The following is a 20,914-nucleotide window of genomic DNA, read 5'->3' on the forward strand; positions in this document are numbered from 1 at the left end:
AGACAGCAGGCAGTCGCCGGACAGCGGCCTGGTACCGTGATGTCATCGGCCTGCTAAAAAAGAAGGCAGTCCTGAAGACTGCGCGCGCCCTGGTGTCAACATCCGGAGCGCGGTGTGCCAAAATAGCGCGCATCGCGACCGGGTCAGGGGACACAAGCCAACCGATGCTGCAGAGTCCGAGTGTCATCGCCATCATCGTGCTGGCCTTTCACGCCGTAGGCGTGGTGGCCGCCCTGCATGCCGTCATGACGGTGCGCACCGCGCCGGGTGCGATCGCGTGGGCGGGGTCGCTGGTGATGATGCCGTACTTCACGCTGGTGCCTTATCTGATCTTCGGGCGCAGCACCTTCGCCGGCTATGTCGATGCGCGCCGCTTCAACGACGACCGGCTGCGCGAGATCCGCCATGGCATGACCCCGCGCGAGCGCGAAGCCCGCAGCGCCTGCGTGGTCCACGCGCCGGCGCAGGCGTGCATGCGGGCGCTGCCGCGGCTGACCGGCATGCCCTGCCTGGCCAACAACGATGTGCGGCTGCTCATCAACGGCGAGCAGACCTTCGAGGCAATCTTCGCGGCAATGGCGCGCGCCACCCAGGTGCTGATCGTGCAGTTCTTCATCGTGCATGACGATGCGCTGGGCCAGCGCCTGCAGGCCCTGATGTGCGAGCGCGCGCAAGCCGGCATCAAGGTGTATTTCCTGTTCGACCGCATCGGCTGCCACGCATTGCCGCGTCGCTATGTGCGCACGCTGCTCGATGCCGGTGTCGATGCGCGCGCGTTCTCCACCCACCGCGGCTTTGTCAACCGGTTCCAGCTTAATTTCCGCAACCACCGCAAGCTGGTTATCGTCGATGGCAGCGAGGCCTTTGTCGGCGGCCACAATGTGGGCGTCGAATACCTGGGCCAGCGCCCGCCGCTGGCACCGTGGCGCGACACCCATATCGCACTGCGCGGCAGCGCCGTGCTGGACTTGCAGATGGCCTTTGCCGAAGACTGGTACTGGGCCGCCCGCGAAGTGCCGCATTTGCTGATGCCGCCGCCCGCGGCAGGCGGGCGCATGACCTGCCAGGTGGTGCCGTCCGGACCGGCGGACTCGCAGGAAACCTGTTCGCTGTTTTTTGTCGAGGCCATCCAGTCGGCGCGCCGCCGGCTGTGGATCACGTCGCCGTATTTCGTGCCGGACGAGGCGGTGTTCGCGGTGCTGCGGCTGGCGGTGCTGCGCGGCGTGGATGTGCGCATCCTGATTCCGGCGCGCCCCGACCACCTGGTGGTCTATGCCGCCTCGACCCTCTACGCGTACCAGGCCGTGGCCGCCGGCATCAAGCTGTACCGCTACCAGCCCGGCTTCCTGCACCAGAAGGTGATCCTGATCGACGACGAAGCCGCGGCCGTGGGTACCGCCAACCTGGACAACCGCTCCTTCCGGCTCAACTTCGAGCTGATGGTGATGACCGCCGACCAGGGCTTTGCCGCGGATGTGGCGGAGATGCTCGAAGCCGACTTCGCGCAGGCCCGCCATGTCGGGCTGGACGAGTACCTGAGCGCGCCGGCACCGCTGCGCGTGGCGATGCACGTCGCCAAGCTGTTTGCGCCGATCCTCTGAGCGCGCGGCCTTCCCAGTCCTGCAATGTCTCCAATGCAACAAGCTTGTGACGGTTTAATTGTGTACACTGTTCACTATAAGAACATACGCATCATGAACTGTTATTCAGATCACAGGGGGCTTGCATGAACCGGGCTGCCTCCGCACCGCCGGCGCGTGCGACTTACCGCCATGGCGACCTGCGCCGCGCGCTGCTTGACGCCGGCATCGACCTGGCGCGCGAAGGCGGCCCCGACGCCATCGTGCTGCGCGAAGCCACGCGCCGTGCCGGCGTGGTGCCCAACGCGGCGTACCGCCACTTCGCCAGCCGGCAGGACCTGCTGCAGGCCGTGCGTGCCTGGGCCCTGTCGTCGCTTGCCATTGCCATGGAGGCTGAAATTGGCGGCCTGCGTCCGGGCCGGGGCGCCGCCGCGCATGCGCGCGCCTGCCTGCGCGCGGTCGGCACGGGCTACCTGCGCTTTGCCTTGACCGAGACAGGCTTGTTCCGCACCGCGTTCTCGGTGCCGGACGAAGTGGAGGACGACGCCGACCCGGCCAAGGCCGGCAATAGCGGCCTCAACCCATTCCAGTTGCTGTGCGCGGCGTTGGACATGCTGGTGGAAACCGGCGTGCTGCCGCCCGAGCGCCGGCCGGGCGCCGAGTACCTGGCGTGGTCGGCCGTGCATGGCCTTGCCATCCTGCTGATCGATGGCCCGCTGCGCAGCCGTGCCAAGGAGCAGGCCGAGGTCCTCGGCCAGCGCCTGCTCGATATGGTCGAGAAGGGCTTGTAGGAACCTGAGGCAACCCGACGCAGCCGCACGAAAAAAATGCCACGATGGCTGGGACCATCGTGGCAGCGTAAGGAACCAAGAAGGGGGGCAACCTGGCTCTGTCGGGGCACCCGCGGGCCGGGTGCAGGGACAATGTATTCCGTTGTTTCTCATGTGAATATCGGACATTTCTTGAATATGTCCTTGAATTGTCCCGATAGAGGCACTCGAACTCCTATCCGGGCACGTGGCGCGACTGCCTCCAGCGCCGCGTCGCGGAATTGCAAGCCTTGCCGCGCGGTCTAAACTCTGTGGCCTGACCGGATCCGGCAGGCCGAACGCTGACGTCACGGTGAGGAGCGGATCATGCGATATGGAACAGGGGTGATCCTTGCCGCGGCGGCCCTGGCGGGCTGTGTGGCGTATCCGTATGCCGGTGACCCGTATGCGGCATATCCGGACTACGCCGTGTCGGCGCCTTACTACGGGGGCTATCCGGCCTATCCAGGCTATCCGGTGTATGGCGGCTATCCGTACTACGGTCCATGGCCTGCCTATGGCTATGGCAGTTTCGCTTTCATCTATGGCGGAGGCGGTGGCCATCACGGTGGCCATGGCGGATGGCATGGCGGTGGCGGCAGAGGTGGATGGGCGGGCAGGGGCCATTGACCCACGCGCGGCCACCATGGCAATGCCGCGCTTGCGGGGTTACCATCCGCTCATGGTTGCCAACGGAGCCCGATCGCCATGAGCAAGCCCGCACAGAAGCACCAGCCGCAAAAGTCGACGACGCCCGCCCGGCAAAAGGAAAAGGACGAGCTGATCGAGCGCGAACTGGATGAGGCGCTGGAAGAGACGTTCCCCGCCAGCGATCCGGTGGCGGTCGATACCCACGAGCCGCACCGGCCCGCGGGAGCATCGAAGCCGGGGAAGTAACGCTTCCGGCGTGACGACGCGCTACGGCGCGCTATGGCAACTGGCGCAGTTGCCCGATCACTGACATCAGCCGTCCGTGCGCCACGATGACGCCGGACTCATCCTGCAGCGCTTCCTGGTAACGCTTGCGAAAGCCCGCATCGGCGCCGTCGCTGAAGAGTTTTTCGGCGGCACGGCCGACAGCACGGCAGGTGTCGTCGTGATGTTCCTTGGATTCCAGTTCTTCGTCGATCTCGATGATCAGGCGCGACAGCGGGTCGAGCCAGCGAAAGTAGTTGTCTTCGGTCACCAGCTGGACAAACAGGCCTGCCGGAATCGGGCCATTCAGGCGCTCATACTGCGCCCTGTCATAGCCGATGACTTCCTTGTGAACCTGCAGCAAGGCCGCTCGCAGGGCCTTCAGCCCCGAGCGGCGAGTTTCCTGTGTGGCGAGGAATTGTTCGTTGGGCATCCCCATCTCCGCGTTTCCACTTGTTCGGGTCGGGCAGCGGTGCGTCATCGCATCCCATGCACCACCGACGCATCTTGCGGGTGGCTTTTGGCTGCCGGATTGTCCGGGCACGGCGTCCAGCCTGGCTGGCACTGTTGCGCGCGCCTGCCAGTATAGGCACCGCCGCGCGGCCCGCGCCAGCGTCGCCAGCTAGCGAAATACCCGTATTAGGGCGGACCACGGCGCATGATGTGGCGCACATGGCGAGTCCCTCAGTCGCCCTCGGCGGATTGCGGGGCCGGCGCGAGCAAGTCAGCGGCGCGCGAGCGCCGCGCGTCGGCCGCGCGGAAATAGCGCACCACCGTCGATACGCTGGCATGGCCGGTCATGGCCATGGTCTCGGCCAGTGGCACCTGCTGCGCAGCGGCTTCGGTGACGAAACCAGAACGCAGCGAATGCGCCGAATAGTCGCCGTCCAGCCCGGCCAGCGCACAGCGCGCCTTGACGATGCGGCTCACCGCCGCATCCGACAAACCTTCTCCCACATGCCCGCCACGGCGGATGCGGCGAAACAGCGGCCCGTGGTCGATGCCAGCGGCGGCCAGCCATGCCTCCAGCGCTTGCCCCGCGGCGCCGGTCACGGGCTTGACGGTGTCGGCGCGTTCGCTGCCTGACTGGTTGGTCTTGGACCAGCCCAGCGTATAGACGAATTCACCAGGACCCAGCCGCGTGAGGTTGTCGACGGTAGCGCGGGCCACTTCAGAGCGACGGCGCCCGCCGCTGGACCATGCGAACAGCAACAAGGCGCGGTCGCGCAGGCCAGCCAGCGAGCCATCGCAGGTATCGAGCAGCCGCAGCAGCGGAGCGCGGGTCAGCGCCGCCTTGCGCGCCTGGCGTTGGCCGCGGCGCGCATAGGCGCGGCGGGTGCCGGCCATCAGTTCGCGTACGGCGACATCCGCGCAGGGGTTGGCCAGGCCTTGCAGACGGTGGGCCTTGGCGATGACCGCCAGGCGGTGGGTCAGCGTGGACAGCGCGGGCGGGCCGGATCGTGCCTTGTATCCGTTAGTGACCAGCGCCTGGTCGATGGCCGCTGGCATCTCGCAGACAGGACCTTGCGGCGTCTGGCGCGTGGCGTGGTCGACGATGAACTGGATAACGACGGCAGGCACGAGCGGGAGCCGCACAGGTTGCCGGTAGCGCAGGGCATACCAGGCAGACCAGTAGCGCAACGCGGACCGGTAGCTCGCCACGGTGTTTTGGGATTCGCCTTCGCGGCGCAGGGCATTGGCCGCCTGTTCGGCAAGGGGATCCAGTTCGGACGGACGGAGCGGCGCCGGTAGTTCGACATCAGATGCGATGGGGGGAAAGTAAGCCTCGTGGGCTGCTCGGATCTTGAGCATATTAAATATGATGTATGCTGTAATATATCATACGTAAATAAAGAATAACAGCCGATAATTCACCATTATCGAACCTTATTCGTCCTCCTCACAGATTTTCCCGGATCCCATCATGGAAACGCTCCGCAGCCGTGGCATCACCCGAGACGACGTCTGGCAGGCCGCCGACAGCCTGCTCAAGGCCGGCCAGCGGCCGACCATCGAACGCATTCGCCTGCATCTGGGGCGGGGCTCGCCCAACACGGTCAGTCCCCATCTGGATGCCTGGTTCGCGGCGTTGGGCGGGCGGATCCAGGGCCCGCAAGGCTTTGCGCCCACGCCAGGGTGTCCGGAGCCGGTCACCGAGGCGGCGCGCTACCTGTGGGAAGCCGCGCTGCAGGTGGCAAAGGCGTCGGCCGAGGCTGCGCTGACGCAACGCGAAGCCGCGCTGGCCGAGGCCCGCGCGGCGCTGGAGCAGGAGCGTGAAGCGCTGGCGCAGGAACGCCAGGTCATGCAGGCCCGCCTGGAAGGCGCGGAGGCTGCCATGGCCGAGCTGGCGCGGGCCCGCGATGACGCCACGGAGCGCGCCGCGCGTGCTGAAACAGCAGGCGCGGCCTTGCAGCAGCAAGCGGAAACCCTGCGGGCAGAGTTGGCCGCGGCGCGGCTGGCCCACACCGCCATGCAACAGGATTTCGCCACGCAGCGGGCCGCGTGGGACCAGGAGCGGGAGACCGTGACCCAGCGCGCCGCCGCCAATGAGCGCCGGATGGCACTGGAGCTGGATGCCGCGCGCGTGGCGGCAAAGGAGGTCCAGAAGCTGCTGGAAGCCGAGCGCAAGGCCGCCGTCGAGCGGCTGACGCGTGCCGCCGAGGCGGCGTCGCGCCAGGGCAGCGAGATGACCCGCCTCGGCCAGGCGATTGCCGTGCTGGAAGAGCGCGTCCGGCAGCGGGAAAACCTGCTCGCGGAGTATCGCGACCAGGCGGGGGCGGCTACCGCGGCCGGCGCCGGTTCCGCCAATCCGGCAGTCCGCCGCGCACCGCCGGCCCGCGCTGCGCTGGCTGCCGGCAAGAGCAGCCGGCGGCGCATGCGGGGCTTGTAGAGGGATGGCCGGGATGGGTTAGCGCGTGGCCAGACCCCTTGTAACCCTGTGACGCCAGGCGGGTGTTGCGCAGCCGACTGGTCAAGCCGCCGCGCTTGCCTTATTGTGGCAACCTCACCGCCCACGTGGCTGTCCGCGCAGCGCGGCGGCCGCCGTCGCCGGCCTGGTCCGGCATTGCCATTGCCTTACTTCATGTACCGCTTCACCTGGTGCCGGGTCACGCCCCGGCGATGGCTGCCGCATGCCTGGTTGCTTGCACTGGCCCTGTCGATTGCCCTGCCTGCCGGCGCGGCGCAGCCGGACCCCGGAGCGCCGACCGCCGGGCCGAAGCGTCCGCGCATCGGCCTGGTCCTGTCTGGCGGCGGCGCGCGCGGTTACGCGCATATCGGTGTGCTGAAGGCGCTCGAGGAGATGCACATCCCGGTTGACTGCATCGCCTCCACCAGCATGGGGGCCGTGGTTGGCGGACTGTACGCCAGCGGCATGTCGGCCGCCGAGCTGGAGGCGCGGCTACTGCATACGAACCTTAGCGATATCGTGTTCGACCGCAACGAGCGGGCGCAATTGCCGCAGGCACTGCGGGAAGACGACATCCAGTATCCCATCGGCATCTCCGCCGGCTATGGCGACGGCAAGCTCAAGCTGCCGAGCGGGCTGGTGCAGGGCAACCGCTTGCTGGCACTGCTGCAGAACTGGACGGGACAGTTCCCGGCAAACATATCGTTCGACCAGTTGCCCATCCCGTTCCGCGCGGTGGCGACCGACCTTGGCAACGGCGAGCCGGTGGTGCTCGCGCGCGGGTCGCTGCCGCTGGCGATTCGTGCCAGCGTGGCGGTGCCCGGCCTGTTCGCGCCGGTCAAGGTAGGCGGGCGCACCCTGGTTGACGGCGGCCTGGTCAGCAATCTGCCGGTACAGCTTGCGCGCGACATGGGCGCCGACATCATCATTGCCGTCAATATCGCCTCGCCGCTGGACGACCCGGCCAGCCTGGCATCGCCGGCTGCGGTGACGCAGCAGATGATCACGATCCTGACCAACCAGAACGTGGCCGGGCAAAAGGCATTGCTCGGGGCCCGTGACATCCTGCTCGAGCCGCAGCTGGGTCAGCTCTCGTTCACGGACTTCTCGCGTGCCGGCGACGGCGTGCAGGGCGGCTGGGCGGCGGCGCATGATGCCGCTTCGCGGCTGGCCGCGCTGTCGCTGCCGGCCGCGGCATGGCAGGACTATCTTGCCGCGCGCAAGCCGGGCCCGGCGCTGGCCGCGCACACGCCCATCGACGTGATCGAGATCCACACCCATGGGCGCGTGCCGCCTTCATACGTGCGCCAGTACCTGGGGCTGCACGAGGGCGATGCGTACGATGCAGGTGCGCTCAACCGGAACCTGGCGCAGCTGTCCACCACCGGCGACTTCGAGAGCGTGACCCAGGAACTCGTCAACGAAGATGGACGCAATGTGCTCAAGGTGGAGGCGCAGGAAAAATCGTGGGGGCCGCATTTCCTGCTGGCCGGATTCGGCGTCTCCACGACGTTCAACGGCCAGGGCGGCTTCAATCTGCAGCTTGGCCACCGCTATCCGTGGATTACGCAGAGCGGGCTGGAGTGGCGCAATGACATCGTGCTGGGCAGCAACCAGGCCAAGTGGCATACCGAGTTGCGTCAACCCGTGTTCGACCGGCAAGGGTTCTATATCGCGCCTTATGCGGAATACAAGCGCAAGCGCGTCGACCTGTTTGCGGACAGCGCGTCCGGTGACAGTACTGTGCCGCTGACGGCGGTGCGGGTCGATACGGCCATGGCCGGGATGGACCTGGGTGTGCCGATCGGCAGGCTCGGCGAGTTCCGCGCCGGCATGAACTACCAGCAGGTCCGTTACGCCGCGGCGTACAGCCTGACGCCCGCGCGTGGCCGCCTGTTCCCGACCGGCTACGTGCGCCAGCCTACGGTCCGGGCGCAGCTGACTATCGACCAGCTGGACGATTCCCTGTTTCCGCGCAAGGGCTACTACCTGTTCGCGATCAACCAGCTGGCCCTGGGTGGCACCGACAACCGCTACAACGACGTCCGGGGCAAAGCGCTGTGGGCGACCAGCTACGGCCGCCATACTTTCAACCTGGCGGCCGAAGGGGCGCTCACCTACGGCGACCACCGAGGGGACAACACGTTGACCGGTGGCCTGGGTTTCACCCTTGGCGGCTTCCAGCACTTGTCGGCCTACTCGCCCGATCAGTTTTCCGGCAACTACCTGCTGTACGGCCGCATGACCTACCTGAACGACCTGCGGGAGTTCATCCTGCCAGGCTTGCGCACCACCGTGGTGGGCGTCAGCCTGGAGGCCGGCGACGTCTGGCTGCGCCGCAAGAACTTTGGCAGCGGGCCGTACAAGTCCAGTGCCAGCCTGTTTATCGGGGGCAACAGCGTGATCGGGCCACTCTACTTCGGCTTTGCCGCGGCGCCGCAGGGTGTGTGGAATCTCTATCTGCAGCTGGGCCGGGTATTCTGATCCCGGGGGGGCACGATGCCGTCAGGTGGTGGCCGTGTCGGCGCTGACGCCGGCCGAGGGCCGGTATTCGACAGCGGTAATCCTGCCGTTGCTGCATTGGAGGAACTGGGTGCCTCGCCATGCGACCGGCACACCGTCCGCGACGAAGGAAACCGCGAGTCCGAATTCCGCGGTCTGCCCTTCGATACGGGGTGCGCTCGTTGCGGTGATGTGTACTGGCTGGCCGCCGGCGAGCTCGCCCAGCCGCGCAAACATGGCGATCACCGCATCCCGGTCGTCGTAGGTGCCTGCCAGTGGATGGGTGGCCAGGTGGCGCCATTGCACCGTGGGCGCCAGCAGCGGGAAGACTGCCTCGAAGTGCTGCGTGGTCAGCGCCGCAATATACTCGCCGACCAGCGTGCCGATCGCCTCCGCCTCCATCGGCACTTCGACCAGGCGGCGGGACTGGCGGCGCGCGCGCGCCGGATCGAAACCTAAGAAGTCCAGCACGCTGCTGACGACCTGCTCACGGTCGTTGTCGACACAGATCATGTGATAGCTGTCTTCCAGCACGACCTTGCGCACATCCGGCACCGCGGCCTCGAGGAAGTCGGCTGAGCGCAGGCTGGTCAGCTCGTCTTCGCGTGCATGCACGACCAGGGTGGGGCAGGCGATCCGGTGGGCGCCGCCCAGTACCCAGCGGCGCAGCCGGTCGACCTGCCTCACGCAGGCCAGCGGGACCCAGCGATAGTGGAAGTTGTCGCCGCGCTCGAACTTGGCCTTGACCACGGCCCGCACCAGGTCGTTCTTGATGCCAAAGGGCTCGTCCTCGTCCACCCTGATGCGGGCGGACAGGCCGGGAATGTGATAGACGGGGTAGCGCAGGAAACGGTACCAGGGGGTCGACCAGCCGTCGATGAATACCGGCGCGGACAATGCCACCAACTGGCCTTTGCGATGCTGCCGGCGTTCGCAGAGCGCCAGGGCCAGCAGCGCGCCCATGCACATTCCCATGACATGGAAGGTTTCATACTTGTCGACCAGCTCGTCATAGGCACGGGTGACCGAGTCCAGCCAGTCCTCGGCAACGACCGGGAGCAGATCGTCCGGCTGGCCGCCGTGGCCGGGCAGCGTGACGGCATGGGTTTCCACACCGACGCGGCGCAATGCCTTGTGCATGGGCCCCAGGTCATACTGGGTGCCGCCCAGGCCGTGGATCAGCAAGGCGCCGGTGCCGGCGCCCTTTGGGGCTTTCATGCCGCGTTCCGCCCCTCAGCCTGCGCGGCTTCCTGCAGGCGCCAGGCGCCGGCGATGACCGCGACCGATTCGTCGGCATCCAGCAACGGGCCGCTCATGTCGACGACCGTGGTCGTGCTCCCGGGCGGCAACTGCAGGCGGAAGCGGAGGTCGCCGCGCGCTTCGCCATCGCTTTCGCGCAGCCAGCGGCTCCGCACCCTGGCGCGATCGTCCGGATGCACGCTGGCGAGCACCTGGTCCAGATCGGCGAACGCCGCTTGTGCCACGCCCAGGGCGCGCTGCAGGTTGCCGCTCCAGCGGAGCTTGCCGCTATGCGGGTCCAGGCGGTAGATCAACTGCGCGCTGGCGGCCAACGCCAGCTCCATGTCGTTCTGCCGGCTGGCCGCCTGTTCGTGCAACTGTTCACGGCTGGTCTTCAGCGTGTTGATCAGCAGGGTGAGCAGGGCGGCGACGGCCAGGTAGATTTGGGCCTCCAGCAGTGAGCGGCCGTGATGGGCGGCGCTTTCGGCAAATGGCCCGTCGCCCTGACTGGTGTTGAGCAGGACGAAGCAGGCGAGGATGGCCACCGTCACCGACCCGGCGCGCCCGCCCCACAGCAGGGTGACCACGGCGGTGAAGAAAAGCGGGATATAGGTCAGCGCGAATACGATCCCGTGCGGCAACACGGGCAAGCCCGCGCCGTCAAAGATGACGATGGTGGTCAGCACCAGCGCGGCGAAGGCGGCCAGGCCGAACAGGAAGTCGCCACGGCTCATGCCTCCCGAGCGCATGGCGTGAAAGTGCGACCAGCCAGCCAGGACCGGCGTCACGATCAGGATGCCGACCAGGTCCGCGGCGGCCCAGACGCTGGCGGTCGGCCAGAAGGGGACGCCCATCACCAGGGTGAACCAACCGGCCCCGAAGGCGGCGCTGGCGGTGCTGCATATCAGGCCGGCTGTCAGCAGCCCGCGCACAAAGGCCAGCCCTTCGGTGGAAAATCCGGTCAGGCGCACGACTGCCACGGCTACCGCCGCGAATCCGATCTCGTCAAGGGAAAACAGCAGCATGCGCCAGGCTTCGCGGCCTTCTACCCAGCCCAGCAGCATCTGCGCGGCAAAAAAGGCAAGCCCCAGCGGCAGCCAGCGCGATGCCCGCGCCAGCATGAAGGCGGCCACCGTAACGCCGGCGGGCAGCCAGATATAGCCGGTGGCGGCGAACGGCCCGTTGATCTGATGGGAGATATAGCCCGAACAGAAATACAACGCCGCCCATAGCAGCAACGCGGCGGCGCGATGGCTTGGTTTCACGATGGTGCTCCTTGGCTGGCTGCCGGCTTGCGCCGATTCCCGGCGCCAAGTGTGATGTTTTTTTCTGGATGCGCCGTCATTGTGATTCTTGCGTCACTGCGCGGCAGCCTGGGCGCGGCAGACGGCGATCCAGGCTGCAAAAGGATCGTACTTTGCCAGAATGGCCGGCTGGCGTCGATGCGCAGGGTGGCAGGCAGCGCACGCCAATGGACGGGCACCGGCCCGAGCAGGCCGGTGCCGGGGGGCGACAGGCAGCCCCGATGCGCTAGCGGCGGGTGTTCGCGGGCAGCACGGAGTTGCGATTTGCCTGGCTGGCAGCCTTGGCCGGCTGCCGGCCTTGCTTCTGGCCGGTTTTCGCCGGCGCGGCAAGGGCCCCGAACACGGCCACGCACAGCGCCGCGGCCAGCGAGATCCGGATTACACGCTTTTTGAACATGGCAAGCTCCTCAGGCGGCCGGCGCAATCCGCGCCGGCCTACGCAACGATCAGGGTTCAGACGAGATCAGACACCTTCGGCCGGGGTCAGGGAGACCGCATCCGGCCCTCCCGGACGGGCCCGATGACGGTTGACCCAGGCGAACACCACCGGAAGCACCAGCAGCGTCAGCAAGGTGGTTGTCACCATGCCCCCCACGATCACCAGCGCCAGCGGGCGTTGGGCCTCGGAGCCGATACCGTGCGACAGGGCCGCGGGCAACAACCCCAGGCCGGCCAGCATCGCCGTCATCACCACCGGGCGCAAGCGCAGGGCGGCACCCTCGACCACGGCTTCGTGCAGGTGATCTTCGCGCGCCAGGCGGTTGATGTAGGAGATCAGGATCACTCCGTCCTGGATCGCGATGCCGAACAACGAGAGGAAGCCGATGCCCGCGGAGATGCTCAGCGTCTCGCCCGCGATATGCAGCGACAGCAGGCCGCCAATGGCCGCGAACGGCACGTTCAGCACCACCATCAGCGCATCCTTGAAGTTGCCGAAGGTGCTGTACAGCAGCAGGAAGATGACGAGGATGGTCAGCGGCACGATCACCGCGAGCTTCTTCTGCGCGACCTTCATCTGGTTGAACTGGCCGTCCCAGAACATGGTGTACCCGGCCGGCAGCGACACCGATCCCGCCACCTTGTCCTGTGCTTCGGCCACCGCGCTGCCCAGGTCGCGCCCCCGCACGCCGAACTTGATCGCGATATAGCGCTTGCCGGATTCCCGGTAGACGAAGAACGGTCCGTCGGTGGCCTCCACCTTGGCCACCATCGACAGCGGAATGCGCTGGCCGTCGGGGGTGTCGACCAGCAGGCGGCTGATCACGTCCGGATTGTTGCGGGCGGCATCGTTCAGGCGCACCGACAGGCCGAAGGTCTTCTCGCCCTCCAGGATTTGCGTCACCGCATCGCCGCCGATGGCAAACTGCACCGCCGACTGGATGTCGTTGACGTTCATGCCGAAGCGCGCGCTCTTTTCCCGGTCCACGGTGATATTGAGCGTGGGCTGGCCCAGTTCCTTGAAGATGCCGACATCAGCCAGTCCCGGCACCTTCTTCAGGATCGATTCGACTTCCCTGGCCTTGTCCTGCAGCGTCTGCAGGTCGGCGCCGTAGATCTTGACCGAGTTCTCGCCCTTGACCCCGGACAGCGCCTCGTTGACGTTGTCCTGGATGTACTGGGAGAAGTTGTACTCAATACCAGGGATGCGATCCAGGTGCCTGGACAGCCGCTCCACGACCTGCTGCTTGGTGGCCCCCTTGGGCCAATCCGCCGGTGGCTTGAAGTACAGGGCGTACTCCTGGTTGAACACGCCGGTCGAATCGGTGCCGTCGTCAGGGCGGCCGATCTGCACCGAGACCGTCTTCACTTCGGGCTGCTGGCGGAAGAACCCGCGCAGGTCGCGCGCGATCGAAGCCGAATAGTCGAGGTCGACCGTATTGGGCAGCGTGATCCGTAGCCACAGGTTGTTTTCTTCCAGCGTTGGCAGGAACTCGGTGCCCAGGTAGCGCGAGCTGTACAGGGTCGCGGCCAGGCCAAGGAACGCAACCAGGAAGACCAGCCCGGGCCTTTGCAGCAGCTTGCGCAGCAGCGGCTTGTAGCCGCGCAGGATCACCTCGATGAAGCGCGGCGAGTGCGGCCGCAGCGCGCCGCTGAAGACGAATGAGGTAACCCCCGGCACGAAGGTGAGCGCCAGCACGATCGATGCCAGCAGCGCAAAGCCCATGGTGAACGCCATCGGCTTGAAGATGATGCCCTCCACGCCGCCCATGAAGAACAGCGGCGAGTACGCGACGATGATGATGCCCGTAGAGAAGATCATGGCCCGCTGCACTTCGCTGGTGGCCCGGACGATGGCATCCTCCACGTTCGTGTTCCCTTCTTCCAGGTGGCGCATGATGTTTTCCATCACGATCACCGCGGCGTCCACGATCAGCCCGAAGTCGATCGCCCCGAGCGAGATCAGGTTGGCCGGCACCTTGAAGTGGTCCATGTTGATGAAGGACACGCACAGTGCCAGCGGAATCACCGCCGCCACCACGGCCGCCGCGCGGAAGCTGCCGAGGAAGATGAACAGCACCACCAGCACCAGCGAAATGCCGACGAACAGGGCATGCTCGACCGTGCCCATGGTGATGTCGAGCAGGTTCTGGCGGTCGTAGAAGGTCTTGACGCGGATATTGGCCGGCAGCACGTGCTGGTTGACTTCTGCAATCTTGTCGCGCACGCGCGCCAGCACCTCGGTGGCGTTCTCGTCGCGCTTCATCAGCACAATGCCTTCGACGATGTCGTCGTGCTGGTCGAACTGGACCATGCCAAGGCGCGGGTTGTTGCCGATGCGCACCTCGCCGATATCGCGCACGCGCACCGGCACACCATTGACCGCTGACACGGTGACATTGCGGATGTCGTCCAGCGTCTGCAGCAGGCCGACGCCACGCACCACGAACTGCTGCTCGCCGGCCTTCATCAGGCCGCCGCCGGTATTGGCATTGGCGTTGGCAACCGCATCCACCACTTGCTTGAGCGACAGGCCATAGGCCTGCAGCTTCTCGGGCGTGGGAACGATCTGGTACTGCTTGACCATGCCGCCGAAGGCGGTGATATCCGCCACGCCGGCTACGTGCTTGATCTCCTTGTAGACGCTGTAGTCCTGGTAGGTCTTGAGCGTGGTCACGTCCACGCCGTTGGCCTCGATGCGATAGCGCAGGATTTCGCCGGTGGCGTCGCCGTCCGGCGACAGGCTGGGCTGCACGCCTTGCGGCAGGTTCGCCTGCGACAGGTAGGTCACGAAGTTCTGGCGCGCCTTGAAATTGTCCACGCCCTCCTTGAACTTGACCGTCACCACCGACAGACCGAACAAGGATACCGAGCGGAACGACTGCACGTCGGGCACGCTGGCCAGCGCGTTCTCCACCGGGATGGTGATCTGCTGCTCGACTTCGACCGTGCTGCGGCCGGGCCACTGCGTGATGGCCTGCACGGTGACCGGCGCCACGCCGGGATAGGCTTGCAGCGGCAGCCGCAGGAAGCTCAGCACGCCCGCGGCCAGCAGGCCGCAGGCAAGAAATACGATGACCAGGCGGCGTTTCAGGACGCTGCGGATCGGCGAGAAGACCATGATCAGGACTCCTGCTTGAGCAGCATTTCATTGAGCAGCATGCCGCCCTGCGTCACGACCCTGAGCGGCGCACCGAACGGCACGCCGCCGGTGACGGCGAAGGTGCCGTCGCTGCGCGGCGTGCCCTGCACCAGCACGCGTTCGACGTGCTTCTCGTCGGGCATGGTCATCAACACCAGCTTGCCCTGGTCCTTGACGATCGCTGACTGCGGCACCACCAGCGCCTGCGCGTTGCCGGTCACGATGCGGGCGGTGGCATACATCTCGGGCTTGAGCATACCGTCCGGGTTCGGCACGTCGCAGCGCACCTGCAGGGTGTGGGTGTCGGCGTCGACATTCGGCGCGATGAAACTGACGCGGCCGGTGTAGCGGCGCCCCGGGTATGCCGGGGTCTCGACCTCGATGGCCTGGCCGAGGCGCACGCCCTTGATGTCGGTCTCATACAGGTTCCCGGTGAACCAGATCACGCGCGTGTCGATGATGCTCATCAGCGAATCGCCGACGTTGAGGTACGAGCCCTGGTCCATGTCGCGCTTGACGATGGTGCCGGCGATCGGCGCCCGGATCGTGAGCGTCTCGGAAATCGCGCCGCGCTCGCGAATGCGGGCAATGTCCGCGGCGGTCGCACCCAGCACACGCAGCTTGTTCTCGGACGACTGCATGGTCAGCCTGGCGTCATCCAGCAGCTCTTTCAGGTCGCTGCTGCTGAGCGTGTGATAGGCATTGTGCGAAAGCAGGAACTCGTTCTGCGCCGCGATATATTCCGGCGAATAGAGCTCCGCCAGCGGCTGGCCGGCACTCACCTTCGCGCCTTCATAGACCAGGATGCGTTCGACGCGGCCGGCCACGCGCGCGGAGGCCAGCTTGGCTTGCTGCACGTTATAGGCAAGCTTGCCGGGTGTGGGCGTATCGAGCGTGACAGTCTGCGCGCTGAAGGTTGCGGTCTTGACCACGTCCGGGTCAAAGCCGCCCGGCGGCAGCGCCAGCACGCTGGGCGCCGGGCGCGCAGTGGCCGGCTCCGCCTTGGCGTAGGGCCGCGCGGGCAGGGCTTCGGCCGCTGTGCCGGTCTGCGCTTGTTCCGCCCAGTACTTCCCACCCCAGATGCCGCCCGCAAGCGCCGCCACAAGGCCGGCGCAGACCATCAGATTCTTGTTCATATGCTCAAAGCGTTGCGATCGTTAGAGTTTGTCGCGCCCGACTGCCGCGGCCAGCGTGTAGTACGCCTGGCGTGCCTGCGATTCAGCCTGCGTCACGGCCAGCTCCGTGGTCTTCAGGGCTGAGCTGGCGGCCAGGAGATCGGCAAAGTTCGCGCTGTTGTTGGCGTAGTTGGTAAAGGCCATCTTGTAGGCCGCCATTGCTTCGGGAACCTGGCGGCCCCGCAGGAATTCGGCCTGCTTGACCGCCTGGTTCAGGTTGTTGTGGGCGGTGTCCACGGCCAGCAGCGTCTGCTGGCGCACCGACTGGTCGTTGGCGTCGGACGCCACCTTGTTGGCTACCGCTTCGTCCACGCCATACCGTTCCTTGGTGAAGAAGAACAGCGGGATGATCACGTCGAACTCGATGCCATAGCTGGCCGGCTTGAAGCCAAGCGGCGGGTTGCTGCCATTGAAGGTGCCGATGATCTGGAAGTCAGGCAGGTAGGCCTTGCGAGCCAGGCGCACGCCTTTCTCGGCCGCCTCCACCTGGAAGCGGGAGACCCGCACATTGGGGTGCTCGCGCAAGGCCATGTCTTCCAATTCCGGCAAGAGCACGGGCGGCATGCGCACGGCGCTGGCGTCGGGGCGCAGCTCGAGCGGGAACTCCGGGTTCTTGCCGATAAGGGCATTGATGGCCTTGAGCGCGTTGTCGTACTGGCGCTCAAGCCCGAACACATCGTTCTGCGCGCTGCTTTGCGCCACTTGGGCGTTGAGGTAGTCGACGTAGCCTGCGGCATTGTTGGCGTAGCGGATGCGCGCCACCTGCTTTACCTGTTCCAGCCGCTTGAGATTGAGGCGCAGCACGTCGAGCTGGGCCTTCTGCGACAGCGCCTGGAAGTATGTGGTGCTCAACTGTGCGTAGAGCTGCAGGAACAGCGCGTCGCGCTGCGCATCGAGCGACTCGGCCTGGGTGTTCGCAATATCGGCAGCGAGCGCCTTCTTGCCCGGGAACGGGAAGGATTGCGTCAGCGTATAGCTGAAGCTTTCGGCGCGCGCCAGCGCCAGCGGGCTGTTCTTCGGCAGGTTGCCCCAGATGAAGCCCACCTGCGGATTGTTGGGCGCGGCAATCTGCGGCACCGTCGCCTTGGCTGCCTGATAGAGCGCGCGCGCCTGGATCAGTTGCGGATTGTTGGCACGCAATTCCTCCGACAGCTCCCAAAGCGAAAAGCCGGGACCCGTCACGCCCTTGAGTCTTTCCTCGTTGCTGAGCGCAGTGGACGATGCCGCAGGCGCGCTTGCACCGGCGGCGGGCCGGGCGGGCAGCCGGTCCCAGCCACTGCCGGAGGTGGCGTCTGCCGGCAATACCTTCTTTGCGGCGGGCACCAGCGGTATCGGGTCGGTATCGCCGCTCAGCTCCACGCCCGAGGCGGCCTGCATCCCCAATAGCAACAGCGGCAACAGCGGCAACAGCGGCAACAGCGGCAACAGCGCGGCAACGCCGGCCCTTCTTTGAACTGGAATCAGGAACATGAAACGCTCACGTGTGATGGGCGCATTTATGACAGCTCGCTCTTTCAAATCGCTTTCCGGTTCTTTGCAGGCAGCTTTCAGATGCGCTGGCGCGATTGCCGGCTGGTGTCGTGGGAAGGAAACAGACGCCGAGGCGCCATGGGGTGCCTGCTTCCCGCATCGCAGTTCCACAGGCCAGGGAGATCCCTAGCTGGCGTGCGACTGCGACGGATGTCCGGTCTGCTCGCATAGCGGGCAGACTCGCAGGAGGGCCGGCACTTCATTCGCGGATCCCGCCTGCGCGGTACCACAGCAGACGGGAGAGCATCGGCATCCGGGCGTGGTCAAAGGCGCGCTGTCCGGGCGGTCCGCGGGTATTACGGCATATCGAACGGCAAGGTGAACGCGCTGCTCCCAGTTTCCTTGCGGGTCCAGATCCAATAACCACAAGCGTGTCTGGATGGACCAGCGCACCACCGTCTCCGGATTGATGCTGAGTCTGCGGGCCGCTTCGGCAACCGAGATGTGCTGCGAAGCCAGGCTGAAGAACGCGAGAACCTTGCTCTCCTGCGGCCTTAGCCGTGCCATGGGAGTTCCGGTCAGCCGATTGAAGCGCCGTTGGCAGCGATGGCAGTGGAACTGCGGCAGGCCCCTGTGATCGGCACTGTCACAAGCCGTTGTGCCAGCACGGCAGCGCGGACAGCGGGGCGGGCGACGACTGGCGCTATGAAGCTTGCGCCATGCCGCCGTGAGGAAGCTGGTCAGATGGGCATCTTCGTCATGCAGGGCATTGGACGGCCAGATATGAATCAGCGTTGTCGCTGCTGGCCAGACTTCCGCAATGCGCGCGGGGCTTGCGCTCCCCGGCACTGCCGAACTGCCAATTTCCGCTTGCATTGCTGACAGCTTCTGAGATGAATGAATGGCACCGGGCGTGCACTGATCCGCCAACGATGAACTTGGCGTGATTCTATGGGGGGATGCGATTTCTGCGTACTGTGATTGATCACAGTAGGCTGGCTTCGAATGCGCACGTCATGCGGCGCATGTTGCTGGCCGGGACGAACTGGCGTTCGCTGCCGCCGGCCAGTTGCCCGCTGACGCAGCCTGTCAGGGCTTGATGATGCCGGCCGAGGTGGCCTTGACGACTGCCTCGATTCGGGTCGCTACGCCGAGCTTCTGCCGCGCGTTGTCAATATGGAAGTCGACCGTGCGTTTGGACAGTCCAAGAATGGTCGCAATTTCACCCGAGGTCTTGCCGCGCGCCGACCATGCCAGGGTATCGATCTCGCGCTGGCTCAGGTGGACGTCCGGCTGGCCAGGTCGTGTTCGTGCGACCCGGGCCAGGCGCGTTTCGATGATGCTCTCAAGGATGTCGAAATCGACGGGCTTGGTCACGTAGTCGTCGGCGCCAAGCCGGCGCCCCCTGAGTTCGGCATCCCGCTGCGCCAGGGCTGTAAGGAAAACGAAAGGCATGTCGGCGAAACGCGGTGCCAGGGCGCTGATCTTCTCGAGCAGTTCAAACCCCGTCATCACGGGCATGCTCACGTCGCACAGAACAAGATCTGGCGTCTCGCGCAGGATGGCGGCAAAGCCTTGCTCGCCGTCGTGTGCGATGCTGACCTCGAATCCTCGCTCGATCAGCTCTTCGGCAATCAGCTCGGCCGTTTCGGGGTCATCCTCGACGCAGAGAATTCTCCCGCTTAGTTGGTTCATAATTGCCTCGCTTGCGGTAAACATGGTCGTGCCGTGCCAGCCTGTGCCGTTTTGCACCGGCTGACGCGCGGCAAGCCCCAGGATTGTTTCTCATGAACCACTCGACGCGCTCTCCGCTTGGCGCCACCGCCGCGCAATCGGCAAAACCCGCGCCGCGAAGGCTGGCCCGGCTGCCCGGCTCGGTGCCGCTGCTGCGGCCGATTCGCGTTCGCCTGTCACTGGTGTTCGTGCTGTTCCTGTTGCTGGTGTTCGGCGTCGGCGCCTTTGGCATCAACCGGCTCAGCCATTTCCACAGCGTGTCGGCCCAGATCAGCGGACGCTGGCTCCAGAGCAACCGTATTCTGGGCGACCTCAACAATTATATTTCCGACTACCGGGCCACCGAAGCCGACACGCTGATTGCGGTCTCGCGCACCGACCAGCGCGCCGCCGAGCGGCAGGTTACATCACTGGATGAAACCATCGCAACGGTCGCTGCCCGCTATGGCAAGATCGAACACGATCCCGCCGAGCTCGCGCTCTATCAGCGCTTCGCCAGGCAGTGGGCGGAGTATCGCGTGCTTGCCACCCAGGTAATGACACTGGCCCGCTCCAACGACAAGGCCGCGGCGATTGCCTTGTATCACGGGGACTCGCACCACGCCTTCGATGAGGCCAACGCCACGCTCGGCGTCCTGACCGAACACAACGTTGCCGGCGCCACCGAGGCAACCGAGCACGAGGCCCAGGCCTACCTGGATGCGTGGCACCTCATCGCCGCAGCCATTGTGGTGTCGGGCTGCCTGGTGATCGCGGCGGTCGGCTACCTGCTCAAGGCGGTATCGAATCCCATCGCAGCCCTGGTCGAGCGCATGCACCGTATCGCTGACAACGATCCGCGAGTCGACATTCCGGGTGCGGGGCGGCAGGACGAGATCGGTGATATTGCGCGCGCAGTGGTGCGCTTCCGTGACAACACGCTCGAGCTCGAACGCAGCAAGGCTGCATTGGCGGCGCAAACGGAAGTCCTTCAGGAGCTGCTGGAGAACGAAAGGCGCACGGCCGAGCTGCAGCGCAACTTCGTCTCCATGGCATCGCACGAATTCCGCACGCCGCTCAACGTCATCGACGGGCATGCGCAGCGGCTGGTGCGCATGAAGGAGGCACCCGGCGCCGCGGTGCTTGCCGAACGCTGCGCAAGGATTCGCGCCGCGGTACTGCGCATGACCAACCTGATCGACCACTTGCTCGACTCCTCGCAACTGCTGGACGGCAGCAGACTGAAGCTGCTGCGCAGCACCGATTTCTCGCTGCGCCTGCTGCTGCATGAAGTCTGCGAGATGCATCGCGACAGCTGGCCTGCGCCCGTGATCGAGGAGATCGTCGACGCGGACGCGCCGGAGATATTCCACGGCGACGCCAGGCTGCTGTTCCAGGTCTTCAGCAATCTGCTTGGCAATGCGATCAAGTATTCGCCCGAGCGTTCGCCGGTCACCGTGCATATGTCCGGCAACGCGCAGGCGGTCTGCATATCGGTCACCGACCGTGGCATCGGTATCCCGGAAAAGGATCTTGACCACTTGTTCGAGCGCTATGTCCGCGGCGAGAACGTGGCGGGCACGGTGGGCGCCGGCGTGGGCTTGTACCTGGTCAAGCTGGCGGTGTCATTGCATCAAGGGGAAGTCTCGGTCACCACCAGGCAGGGGCAAGGATCGTGCTTCGTGGTTCGCCTGCCGCGGCTTGCCACGGCCTCTTGAG

At 65.9% G+C, this 20,914-nt stretch carries 17 protein-coding genes; 7 read left to right on the forward strand and 10 right to left on the reverse strand.

Annotated elements, in window-relative coordinates:
- The first annotated feature begins 164 nt into the window (after nt 1-164).
- The 4 genes from cls (at nt 165) to DN412_RS09955 (ending at nt 3,286) form a co-directional block, all read left to right on the forward strand.
- The gene (cls, locus tag DN412_RS09940; RefSeq protein ID WP_115014416.1) at nt 165-1,601 is read left to right on the forward strand and encodes a cardiolipin synthase; all 1,437 of its coding nucleotides are present in this window, start codon (nt 165-167) and stop codon (nt 1,599-1,601) included.
- Nucleotides 1,602-1,726: 125 nt separating this feature from the next.
- Complete coding sequence (locus DN412_RS09945) at nt 1,727-2,371, forward strand: TetR/AcrR family transcriptional regulator (protein ID WP_115014419.1); 645 nt, start codon at nt 1,727-1,729, stop codon at nt 2,369-2,371.
- A gap of 345 nt (nt 2,372-2,716) precedes the next feature.
- Entirely contained in the window at nt 2,717-3,019 is a 303-nt protein-coding gene (locus DN412_RS09950; RefSeq protein WP_115014421.1) for a hypothetical protein, read from the forward strand.
- Between the two features lie 78 nt (nt 3,020-3,097).
- Nucleotides 3,098-3,286, forward strand: a complete 189-nt coding sequence (locus tag DN412_RS09955) for a hypothetical protein (RefSeq protein WP_115014424.1) — start codon at nt 3,098-3,100, stop codon at nt 3,284-3,286.
- Between the two features lie 31 nt (nt 3,287-3,317).
- Here the strand turns inward: DN412_RS09955 and DN412_RS09960 are convergent, their stop codons facing one another.
- Together DN412_RS09960 and DN412_RS09965 are read right to left on the reverse strand one after the other, a co-directional pair.
- The gene (locus DN412_RS09960; RefSeq protein WP_078200037.1) at nt 3,318-3,743 is read right to left on the reverse strand and encodes a hypothetical protein; all 426 of its coding nucleotides are present in this window, start codon (nt 3,741-3,743) and stop codon (nt 3,318-3,320) included.
- Between the two features lie 245 nt (nt 3,744-3,988).
- A complete protein-coding gene (locus tag DN412_RS09965; RefSeq protein WP_115014426.1) occupies nt 3,989-5,116 on the reverse strand; it encodes a site-specific integrase in 1,128 nt (375 codons plus the stop codon).
- Nucleotides 5,117-5,228: 112 nt separating this feature from the next.
- Here DN412_RS09965 and DN412_RS09970 point away from each other — a divergent pair, with 112 nt between their 5' ends.
- Together DN412_RS09970 and DN412_RS09975 are read left to right on the forward strand one after the other, a co-directional pair.
- A complete protein-coding gene (locus DN412_RS09970) occupies nt 5,229-6,194 on the forward strand; it encodes a DNA-binding protein (RefSeq protein ID WP_115014428.1) in 966 nt (321 codons plus the stop codon).
- Nucleotides 6,195-6,386: 192 nt separating this feature from the next.
- The gene (locus DN412_RS09975) at nt 6,387-8,696 is read left to right on the forward strand and encodes a patatin-like phospholipase family protein (RefSeq protein WP_115014430.1); all 2,310 of its coding nucleotides are present in this window, start codon (nt 6,387-6,389) and stop codon (nt 8,694-8,696) included.
- Between the two features lie 21 nt (nt 8,697-8,717).
- On the opposite strand, the gene DN412_RS09980 is transcribed toward DN412_RS09975, so the two are convergent.
- The 8 genes from DN412_RS09980 to DN412_RS10010 all read right to left on the reverse strand — a co-directional run bounded on the left by DN412_RS09980 (nt 8,718) and on the right by DN412_RS10010 (nt 19,201).
- A complete protein-coding gene (locus DN412_RS09980; RefSeq protein WP_115014432.1) occupies nt 8,718-9,932 on the reverse strand; it encodes an alpha/beta fold hydrolase in 1,215 nt (404 codons plus the stop codon).
- Nucleotides 9,929-11,218 carry an MASE1 domain-containing protein gene (locus tag DN412_RS09985; RefSeq protein ID WP_115014435.1) on the reverse strand — a complete coding sequence of 430 codons (1,290 nt, stop codon included), beginning with the start codon at nt 11,216-11,218 and terminating at the stop codon, nt 9,929-9,931. The genes DN412_RS09980 and DN412_RS09985 overlap by 4 nt, the downstream gene beginning before the upstream one ends.
- Before the next feature lie 265 nt (nt 11,219-11,483).
- Nucleotides 11,484-11,654 carry a hypothetical protein gene (locus tag DN412_RS43385; RefSeq protein WP_161563993.1) on the reverse strand — a complete coding sequence of 57 codons (171 nt, stop codon included), beginning with the start codon at nt 11,652-11,654 and terminating at the stop codon, nt 11,484-11,486.
- Between the two features lie 66 nt (nt 11,655-11,720).
- The gene (locus DN412_RS09990) at nt 11,721-14,816 is read right to left on the reverse strand and encodes an efflux RND transporter permease subunit (protein ID WP_115014436.1); all 3,096 of its coding nucleotides are present in this window, start codon (nt 14,814-14,816) and stop codon (nt 11,721-11,723) included.
- 2 nt (nt 14,817-14,818) lie between these two features.
- The gene (locus tag DN412_RS09995; RefSeq protein WP_115014439.1) at nt 14,819-15,973 is read right to left on the reverse strand and encodes an efflux RND transporter periplasmic adaptor subunit; all 1,155 of its coding nucleotides are present in this window, start codon (nt 15,971-15,973) and stop codon (nt 14,819-14,821) included.
- Nucleotides 15,974-15,994: 21 nt separating this feature from the next.
- Entirely contained in the window at nt 15,995-17,482 is a 1,488-nt protein-coding gene (locus tag DN412_RS10000) for a TolC family protein (protein ID WP_244222610.1), read from the reverse strand.
- Between the two features lie 186 nt (nt 17,483-17,668).
- Nucleotides 17,669-18,358, reverse strand: a complete 690-nt coding sequence (locus DN412_RS45645) for a DUF746 domain-containing protein (RefSeq protein WP_115014441.1) — start codon at nt 18,356-18,358, stop codon at nt 17,669-17,671.
- A gap of 213 nt (nt 18,359-18,571) precedes the next feature.
- A complete protein-coding gene (locus DN412_RS10010) occupies nt 18,572-19,201 on the reverse strand; it encodes a response regulator transcription factor (RefSeq protein ID WP_425267404.1) in 630 nt (209 codons plus the stop codon).
- A 68-nt stretch (nt 19,202-19,269) separates the two neighbouring features.
- On the opposite strand from DN412_RS10010, the gene DN412_RS10015 reads away from it, so the two are divergent.
- The gene (locus DN412_RS10015; protein ID WP_115014443.1) at nt 19,270-20,913 is read left to right on the forward strand and encodes a sensor histidine kinase; all 1,644 of its coding nucleotides are present in this window, start codon (nt 19,270-19,272) and stop codon (nt 20,911-20,913) included.
- The last annotated feature ends 1 nt before the right edge of the window (nt 20,914 follow it).

It is taken from the genome of Cupriavidus lacunae (assembly GCF_003353055.1).
In the GTDB taxonomy this organism is placed as follows: Bacteria; Pseudomonadota; Gammaproteobacteria; order Burkholderiales; family Burkholderiaceae; genus Cupriavidus; species Cupriavidus lacunae.